The sequence below is a fragment of the Bartonella sp. MU70NMGDW genome (genome assembly GCF_042194085.1).
Lineage (GTDB): Bacteria > Pseudomonadota > Alphaproteobacteria > Rhizobiales > Rhizobiaceae > Bartonella > Bartonella grahamii.
In genome coordinates this window covers 11,405-20,328 of the sequence record NZ_JBHIMK010000028.1, presented here as the reverse complement: position 1 = coordinate 20,328, position 8,924 = coordinate 11,405, and the positions used below count along the sequence as shown (strand labels likewise).

Below are 8,924 nucleotides of genomic sequence, written 5' to 3'. Positions count from 1 at the left end.
TTGTGTTTTGAGAAGCTTTTTAGGTTTATATTCTTTTGATAGAAGCCGGAGCATAATTGGTCTTTGCGTTTTGTATTATTCTTTGCTAAATCGCCTTATATGACAATAGATCGTAATTATATTCGTAATTTTTCCATCGTGGCGCATATTGATCACGGAAAATCCACTTTAGCTGATCGTTTGATCCAAATAACAGGTGGACTTGATACACGTGAGATGAAAGAACAAGTACTCGATTCCATGGATATTGAGCGTGAACGTGGAATTACTATTAAAGCACAAACGGTACGTTTACACTATAAGGCAAAGAATGGTGAAACCTATATTTTAAATCTTATGGATACACCTGGTCATGTGGATTTTGCTTATGAGGTTTCGCGTTCATTGGCAGCTTGTGAAGGTTCTCTGTTGGTGGTAGATGCAAGCCAAGGTGTAGAGGCACAGACGTTAGCAAATGTTTATCAAGCGATTGATAATTCGCATGAATTGGTTGTTGTACTCAATAAAGTTGATCTTCCAGCAGCAGAACCTGAGCGTGTTAAAGAACAAATTGAAGATGTGATAGGCATTGATACATCTCAAGCAGTAGAAATATCAGCAAAAACAGGTTTGGGTGTTCCTGATGTTTTGGAGGCAATTGTTGCACAATTACCACCTCCCCATACAGGCGATGTTGCAAATCCCTTGAAAGCAATGTTGGTTGATAGCTGGTATGATGCATATCTTGGTGTCATTGTTTTGGTACGGGTGATAGATGGTATTTTAAAAAAAGGCCAAACCATTCGTATGATGGGTACAGGAGCAAAATATCCAGTTGAGCGCGTTGGGGTGTTTACACCTAAAATGGTACAGGTTGATGAGTTAGGACCAGGCGAGATTGGTTTTATCACTGCCTCTATCAAAGAGGTAGCAGATACACGGGTTGGGGATACGATTACTGAAGAGCGCCGTCCTTGTGAAAATGCTTTACCTGGTTTTAAGCCTGCGCAACCAGTTGTATTTTGTGGTCTTTTTCCAATAGATGCTGCCGATTTTGATGATTTGCGTGCAGCCATGGGCAAATTACGCTTAAATGATGCGAGTTTTTCTTTTGAAATGGAAACATCTGCGGCTTTGGGATTTGGTTTTCGCTGTGGCTTTTTGGGACTTCTTCATCTTGAAATTATTCAAGAGCGATTAGAGCGTGAGTTTAATTTGGATTTAATCGCGACAGCACCTTCGGTTGTTTATCGCATGAATATGAATGATGGTTCTGTTAAAGAGTTGCACAATCCAGCGGATATGCCTGATGTGGTTAAAATTTCTTCCATTGAAGAACCATGGATTCGGGCGACAATCATGACTCCTGATAATTATCTTGGGTCAATTTTAGAACTATGCCAAGAGCGGCGGGGGGTACAGGTTGGTTTGTCCTATGTTGGAACCCGTGCTATGATAACGTATGATTTACCACTGAATGAAGTTGTTTTTGATTTTTATGATCGGCTAAAATCAATCTCAAAGGGTTATGCTTCTTTTGATTATCAGATGACCGATTATGCGGAGGGGGATTTAGTTAAAATGTCTATTTTGGTAAATGGAGAGTCTATAGATGCATTGTCTATGCTTGTGCACCGCACGATTGCAGAAAAGCGCGGGCGTTCCATGTGTGAAAAACTGAAAGATCTTATTCCCCAGCATATGTTTCAGATTCCAGTTCAAGCGGCTATTGGTGGTAAAGTTATAGCGCGTGAAACAATTCGTGCTTTGCGTAAAGATGTAACAGCGAAATGTTACGGGGGTGATGTCACGCGTAAGCGCAAACTTTTGGAAAAGCAAAAAGAAGGCAAAAAGCGGATGCGCCAATTTGGAAAAGTAGAAATTCCACAATCGGCATTTATTCAAGCGCTCAAAATGAACAAATAATGAAAAAAGGAGTATTGTCTCTCATTGATTGTGCTTTTGCTTTTGTCGATTGGTTCAGATGCTTAAAGAACACTTTTAAATAAAATTGCGCTGTGCTTCATATTTTTGTGTATTGCGTAATGGTGTCATGCTTCTCACGTAAAAAAGAATACTTTAAACGAAATACATTTATGTTGCATATTGGCGCGCTTGTTTTAGTGAATCATCACTCAATGTATCAACTTCATTTCGCAATGGGGGCTGTGAAAAATATAAAGTAAAATACACAGTGAATAATATAAAATCCCTTTGGCATCAGCGTCTTTACGCGTCATAAAGGTGCAAAGCGCACCTATAATACTCTTTTTCAGCTCAAAATATTATGGCAATCCTTATCACTTAAGAGAATTCATTAAAGATATTTTTACTCTTTACTTAAAGTGTTTCTTACCCACACACTAACTGCGTTTGTAACGTGCAAGGAAATGATAGTGATTGATTCACTATGAAAGGATTTGAAATGAGAGAATCCTTGTATTCGAGGTTATTATTCAAGTTAAAAAACGATGAAATATTATTATGAATTAATCTTGTGTCTAAGAACGTAAAAGATCATTAATGGATGTTTTTTCTCGTGTTTTTTGATCAACGCGTTTTACAATAACAGCACAATAAAGGTTTGGTCCTGCTTCACCATTTGGTAAAGGTTTTCCAGGGAAAGAACCTGGCACGACCACTGAATAGGCTGGTACTTCACCTATAAAAATTTCACCTGTTGTACGATCAATAATCTTTGTAGATTTTCCAATAAAGACTCCCATTCCCAAAACAGCACCTTCACGGATAATACAGCCTTCAACAATTTCAGAGCGAGCACCGATAAAGCAATGATCTTCAATGATTGTTGGGTTTGCTTGCAGTGGTTCCAAAACACCTCCAATACCAACACCGCCAGAAAGATGGACATGTTTACCAATTTGTGCACAAGAACCAACGGTGGTCCATGTATCAACCATTGTGCTCTCATCTACAAAAGCACCAAGATTAACAAAGGATGGCATCAATATAACGTTGGGTGCAATGTAAGCAGAATAGCGTACAATGGCTCCAGGAACGGAACGGAAATCAGCACTTTTAAAATCTGCTTCTTGCCAACCAGAGAATTTTGAAGGAACTTTATCCCACCAATGTGTTCCATTGATTCCACCAGTAATAAGTTGCATAGGATTAAGCCGAAAAGAGAGCAAAACCGCTTTTTTCAACCATTGATGAACATGCCATTGTCCATTTTTTTGTCGTTCTGCAACACGGATTTCACCTTTATCAAGAAGGTTCAATGCATGTTCGACACTCTCACGGATTTCGCCTTTTGTGGTAGTATTGACAGAATCGCGATCGTCAAAAGCTTGTTCGATAATCATTTCAAGTTGTGTGAGATGGGTCATGACGAGAGTTCCGTTAAACAAGTTGAAAGCTTCAAGGTTTATTCTCTATGAACTACGCGAAGAAATGTGTTCAGTCAATAAAACGATGAGGAAGTAGGACAGGTGCATGAAAAAAAGCTGTAAAGAAAAAAGAAAAGAGGAGCAAGAAAATTGGACACCACTTCTCCATACGAAGGATGCTCTACAACAAATACATAAAATCTCTAATTCAGCACAAATGCGTTCGTCTACTTATCGTTTAGCCTATATCGATCAAGATTTTATAATGCGTCCAGAGTTGCGCTCACAACGTATTGGTCTTGAATTTTTAAAGCCGGAAATAACCCTTAAAGAATATGACATTCAATCAACAGTTGTTTTTTTTGGTGGTTCGCGTATTCCTGAACCTGGGCAAGCAGCGTGGGCTGCAAAAAATGAAATACAAAAGAAAAATTTGCATGCTATGTCACATTATTACGATGAAGCAAGAGAGTTTGCGCGTTTGTGCTCACTTTATTCCGCTACGACAGAATATCGTGAATTTGTGGTTGTTACAGGGGGCGGACCAGGAATCATGGAGGCGGGAAATCGTGGTGCTTGTGATGTTGGTGCCCCAACGATTGGCTTGAATATTATTTTACCACATGAGCAAGAGCCTAATTCGTATGTGTCGCCGCATTTGTGTTTCAATTTTCATTATTTTGGGATGCGCAAAATGCATTTTTTATTACGAGCGAAAGCATTAGCTATTTTCCCTGGAGGATTTGGGACTCTGGATGAACTGTTTGAGACGTTAACTTTAGTACAGACGGGGCGTATGAAACAGGTACCAATTTTATTGTTTGGCAAAGAGTTCTGGAGCAATGCTATCAATTTTGAGTATCTGTCTGAACAAGGTACAATTTCTCCTACTGATGTTAATTATATGAAATTTGTCAATACAGCAGCAGAAGCTTTTGAAGAAATTCGTTCTTTTTATAAACTGCCTTAACGACTTTTAAGACGTTCATTCTTGAAGGATAATTAATACTCTACTTTAGTTAAATAAAGTCCTGAAGGAGGAGCAACAACACCACAACGTTTACGATCTTTAGCATGAAGAGCTGCTTCGAGATCTTGAGCTGTCCAACGTCCAATACCCACTTCCATGAGGCTTCCTGCGAATGAACGGATTTGATGATGAAGAAAAGAACGAGCTTGCGCATAAAGGAAAATTTCTTCACCCTCTCTTTGAATATCGAGGCGTTCAAGGGTGCGAATAGGGCTTTTGGCTTGGCAATGTGCTGAACGGAAAGTGGTAAAATCATGTTTTCCTACAAGCTTTTGAGCAGCTTCATGCATGGCTTCAGCATTAAGAGGCTTTGGCAACCACCACACGCGTTTGGCATTTAAGGCTGGTGGAGAGCGACGATTAAGTATTTTAAAAAGATAATGGCGTTTGGTTGCGGAAAATCGTGCATCAAAGTCATCAGGGACATTTTGTACGTTTAAGATTGAAATCGCTTCTCCCTGTTTACGTAAAAGAGCATTGAGCGCATCACGTACAGTATGGGGATGCCAGTTTTTTATGAAATCAACATGCGCAACTTGTCCCGTAGCGTGTACGCCCGCATCGGTTCTTCCTGCTGTTGTTATGGTCAATTGTTGTCCACTAAAGGAAAAGAGCGCCTGTTCAAGAGCTCCTTGTATAGTGAGAAGTTTTGCTTGACGCTGCCAACCAGCATAATTTGAGCCATCATATTCAAGAGTGAGTTTAAAACGTGGCATCTTAAAAAACAGCAGAAATATGAGCGCCTCGCAAAAAGGTTGCGCTATCAAGGACTTTACCACCCGATCTTTGGAGAGAGGTTATTTCTATCCGCCCTTGTCCACAATGGACAATCAAAGAATCTGGTTCTATTCGTCCAATTTCAAGAGAAGGACCTGTTGTTAAGCGACTATCAAGAATTTTTACACGTTCTTCTCGTCCCCCAATATTCATATTGCACCAGCAGCCAGGAGAAGAAGAGAGCGCACGGATATGCCTATGAATAAACTCTGCAGGTTTTGTCCAATTAATGCGGGTCTCTTCCTTTTTGATTTTGGCAGCATAGGTGATGCCTTCCTCTGATTGTGGGGTCAGTTTAAGTTGTCCTTTTTCAAGAGTTGATAGGGTTTCTACCATAAGTTCTGCGCCAATATGTGAAAGTTTGTTTAAAAGCTCAGCAGTGGTGGTGTTATCAGTAATGGGGATGGAGCGAGAAAGAGCGATAGGTCCCGTATCAAGTCCTTCATCCATTTTCATGATCATAATACCTGTTTCTTTATCACCAGCCATAATTGCTCGTTGAATAGGCGCAGCACCACGCCAACGTGGTAAGAGTGAAGCGTGGGCATTAAAACAACCAAAACGCGGCGTTTCGAGAATAGCTTTGGGTAAAAGGAGTCCATAAGCCACCACAATAGCAGCATCAACAGAAAGTGCTGCAAATTGCTCCTGTTGTTCGATTGTTTTGAGTGTTTGTGGCGTAAAGATGGGAATAGATTTTTCTTGCGCTGCACTTTGAACAGCTGAGGGGATTAATTTAAGTCCTCGACGTCCTGCTGGGCGAGGGGGTTGACTATAAACAGCAACAACATCATGACCTGCATCCAATAAAGCATGTAAAATAGGAACAGAAAAATCTGGAGTCCCCATAAAAGCTAATCGTAAAGCCATTACAAAACTGCTTCCTGCATGTTTTTTTCTTTTGCGCGTTTTTTAAATTTTCGTATCACCATATCGCGTTTGATCTTTGAAATGTAATCAATAAAAAGGCGCCCATCTAAATGATCAATTTCATGCTGCAAGCAAGTTGCTAAGAGATCGTCTGCTTCAATTTCTGTTTGTTTTCCTTCACGGTTCTGATAGCGAACACGAAGGCGTTTAGGACGTTCAACCTCTGCAAAATAATCAGGAATAGAAAGACAACCTTCTTTGTAAATATTACGCTCATCTGAAAGCCATAAAATTTCAGGGTTGATAATAACAAATGGTCTTTTCTGCTCATCTTCAGAATTTCCAGAGACATCTATAACCAACATACGTAGCGGTATACCAATTTGAATAGCAGCAAGACCAACGCCCTTAGCATCATACATGGTTTCCAACATATCATCCGCAAGTTTTTGGAGAGCTGAATCGACCTGCTCAACAGGTCTGGACACTTCCCGTAAAATCGGATCAGGTAAAGTAACTAAAGATCTCATTGGCATAAGTAGAGATTAATCAATGGTTTGTTATTGGTCAATATTGAATAACGGATTCTTGCGTTTTTTTACAACAAGAGCGTTATATTACAATTTATGTTTGATTCGTTTTTTTCCATACTCGTTGGTGAGTTTTTTTCTAAACTAATGCTTTTGCTTTTATTTATATTTGTCTGTTTGGCATTTTTTATGTTGATACATTCTCATCGAAAAAAAGCATTTTTGGAAAATGAAATTGCTGAACGCGCACGTGAGGCACAAATGCAGATGGCTACCTTGCTGAAAACACAAGCTGAAATGCAAGGGCGAATGCAAACGATGGCGGAAATTTTTGGTCAACGGCAGGCTGAATTGAATAAATCACTCAGTGAGCAACTCAATGGGATGACAACAAGCTTGGGCCAAACACTTCAGGTACAGACCAAATCCACTTATGAAAATTTGAATCGTTTGCAAGAGCGTTTAGCAGTGATTGATGCGGCGCAAAATAATATTCAATCGCTTACGGGACAAGTTGTTCAATTGCAGTCCATTTTAAGCAATAAGCAGACACGTGGTACTTTCGGTCAGGGGCGGATGGAAGCCATTATTGCCGATGCCTTACCAACAAATGCTTATGCTTTTCAGGCTGTTCTTTCCAATGGAAAGCGCCCAGATTGTCTCATTCATATGCCCAATAAAGCCCCTTCTCTTGTTGTTGATGCTAAATTCCCTCTGGAGGCTTGGAATGCTATGCGTAAGGCAGAATCAGCGCAAGAGCGTCAAGAGGCAGAACGCCAATTTCGTACCGATATGGAAGTTCATATTCGTGATATTGCACAAAAATATTTGATTCCCGGAGAAACCCATGACACTGCTTTCCTTTTTGTGCCATCTGAATCGATTTTTGCAACAATTTATGAGGACTTTGAGGCATTGGTACAAAAATCCAATAGAGCCCATGTGATTATTGTTTCACCATCTTTGTTGATGCTCTCTGTCCAAGTGGTACAAACCATTATGAAAGATGCACGGATGCGTGAACAAGCGCATTTAATTCAATCAGAAGTAGCAAAGTTGATGGAAGATTTTGGACGAATGGATACGCGTGTTCGTGCGTTACAGAAGCACTTTCACAAAGCAGGTGAAGATATAGAGGGAATTTTGATATCATCCTCCAAAATTATGAAACGGGCAAATCGCATTGAAACTGTCGAATTAAAAGAGAATCACTCTGAACAAACAAAAATAACAACATTGGCTCAGTCGCAAACATTGCGTTTTGCTGACGAGGAATAAAGCAAAGAAAGCTTTTTAAAATCACAAGTCAGATCATGTTCTTTATTGATTGGTAATACTTTTTTAGTATCTCTATCTTGTTTTATTTCTTAAACGAGAGGAATAGGAATATGCGACACCTTTTGTTTTTAGGGGCACTGGTGTTTCTGCTAGATGGGTGTGCAACGACTACTCCCACCCACACAAACAATGCTTGTGCTATTTTAGCACAAAAAAATGGTTTTTTTGACAATTGGGGTAAGGTGTCTCAAAGAGCGGAAATGCGCTATGGGATTCCTATGCCGATTATTCTTGCAACTATTAAGATGGAATCGAGCTTTCGTCACAATGCACGTCCTCCACGCAAGAAACTACTTGGTTTTATTCCATGGAAGCGTCGGTCGACAGCTTATGGTTATTCTCAAGCGCTTGACAGTACATGGGCAATGTATCTTCGCTCTACGGGCAGATCTTTTGCATGGCGTACGAATTTTGCAGATTCTGCTGATTTTGTTGCTTGGTACCATCGCCAAAGTGTTCAACGCAATGGGGTGAGATTTGATGATGCATATAGCCTTTATTTAAATTATCATATGGGACATGGTGCTTATGCGCGTAGTGGCGGGCATGCCTCTGCTGCGCTTTCACAGGCAGCACAGCGCATGGCAAGGATATCGAGGCTCTATGAACAGCAATTAAAGAGATGTGGATGGCGTTAGGGAAGATTTTTGAAAATCTCAATTAGGGAATTGTTGCGGTAAAATTATTTGAGAGCCAAATTTCTTATGGCGTAATAAGGTTGTATCGTTTTTCTGATTGTTAAATGAAATAAATTGTTATTTTTTAGAATAAACCCAAGAGACAGAAAGCTTTTGCAATGCTCAATATATTTGACTGTACTCTCGATATTTTTACCTTCTTTGTTTAAAAAATTTACAATGGAAACTATATCCTATTTGGCTCAGGCATTTCGCACAGGTCTAAATATCAGAGATTATTAAAGAAAAATTTTAAAGTTTAATATCATTTTTTATTTTCATTATGCGTATTACTGGCTGATTATTACATGAATATTTTCTTTGTTAAGCGTATAAAATAGCAATCAAAAAAATGCAATTCGAGCATCATATT

8 protein-coding genes are annotated in these 8,924 nt (G+C 39.6%); 4 read left to right on the top strand and 4 right to left on the bottom strand.

Translation table 11 applies throughout. From position 1 onward, the window contains the following. Positions 1-99: 99 nt before the first annotated feature. Positions 100-1,905, top strand: coding sequence for a translation elongation factor 4 (gene lepA, locus ACFIKE_RS04395; protein ID WP_375625555.1), 1,806 nt, complete (start codon positions 100-102; stop codon positions 1,903-1,905). Positions 1,906-2,480: 575 nt separating this feature from the next. Here lepA and dapD read toward each other — a convergent pair. Next, a complete protein-coding gene (gene dapD / locus ACFIKE_RS04390) occupies positions 2,481-3,329 on the bottom strand; it encodes a 2,3,4,5-tetrahydropyridine-2,6-dicarboxylate N-succinyltransferase (protein WP_375625467.1) in 849 nt (282 codons plus the stop codon). A 106-nt stretch (positions 3,330-3,435) separates the two neighbouring features. On the opposite strand from dapD, the gene ACFIKE_RS04385 reads away from it, so the two are divergent. Then, positions 3,436-4,299: an LOG family protein gene (locus ACFIKE_RS04385; RefSeq protein ID WP_375625466.1), complete on the top strand. Its 864-nt coding sequence runs from the start codon at positions 3,436-3,438 to the stop codon at positions 4,297-4,299. A 32-nt stretch (positions 4,300-4,331) separates the two neighbouring features. Here ACFIKE_RS04385 and truA read toward each other — a convergent pair whose 3' ends face one another. Genes truA through def form a run of 3 tightly spaced genes read right to left on the bottom strand, consistent with a single transcriptional unit; the run spans position 4,332 to position 6,542 of the window. Beyond that, positions 4,332-5,075, bottom strand: a complete 744-nt coding sequence (truA, locus tag ACFIKE_RS04380) for a tRNA pseudouridine(38-40) synthase TruA (RefSeq protein ID WP_375625465.1) — start codon at positions 5,073-5,075, stop codon at positions 4,332-4,334. A gap of 1 nt (position 5,076) precedes the next feature. Then, positions 5,077-6,006 (bottom strand): methionyl-tRNA formyltransferase, encoded by a 930-nt coding sequence (fmt, locus tag ACFIKE_RS04375; RefSeq protein ID WP_375625464.1) that lies wholly within the window; start codon positions 6,004-6,006, stop codon positions 5,077-5,079. Then, positions 6,006-6,542, bottom strand: a complete 537-nt coding sequence (gene def / locus ACFIKE_RS04370) for a peptide deformylase (protein ID WP_375625463.1) — start codon at positions 6,540-6,542, stop codon at positions 6,006-6,008. Before def ends, fmt begins: the two co-directional genes overlap by 1 nt. Positions 6,543-6,632: 90 nt before the next feature. Here def and ACFIKE_RS04365 point away from each other — a divergent pair, with 90 nt between their 5' ends. Further along, entirely contained in the window at positions 6,633-7,814 is a 1,182-nt protein-coding gene (locus ACFIKE_RS04365; protein ID WP_375625462.1) for a DNA recombination protein RmuC, read from the top strand. Positions 7,815-7,924: 110 nt separating this feature from the next. After that, positions 7,925-8,512, top strand: coding sequence for a hypothetical protein (locus tag ACFIKE_RS04360; protein ID WP_375625461.1), 588 nt, complete (start codon positions 7,925-7,927; stop codon positions 8,510-8,512). Positions 8,513-8,924: the final 412 nt, after the last annotated feature.